General features: G+C 61.3%; 1 protein-coding gene. It reads right to left on the reverse strand.

What is annotated here, in order from left to right; translation table 11 throughout:
* Positions 1-248: Ig-like domain-containing protein (locus HU811_RS27255; RefSeq protein WP_186659243.1), on the reverse strand; the 248-nt coding region annotated here is incomplete at both ends.

A 248-nucleotide genomic window follows, 5' to 3' on the forward strand; every position in this document is an offset into this window, starting at 1 on the left:
TCACCGCCTCGCTGAAGGTGATGGTCACCAATGAGGTTTCGCCCACATTGAGGTTGGTATCGGCGAGCACGATCGTTGCGGTTGGACGTTCGGTGTCCAGCGCGTAGTTGTTGGAGTCGCTGGTGCCGACGTTGACGTTGCCCGCCAAGTCGACGATGCCACCACTGTTGAGCGAGATGACATTGCTGGCGTCTGTGATGCCAGCGGTCGGCGTGAAGGTCGCGGTCCAGGTGATGCCGCCGTCGCTG

The sequence above is a fragment of the Pseudomonas tehranensis genome (assembly GCF_014268615.1).
Classification (GTDB): domain Bacteria; phylum Pseudomonadota; class Gammaproteobacteria; order Pseudomonadales; family Pseudomonadaceae; genus Aquipseudomonas; species Aquipseudomonas tehranensis.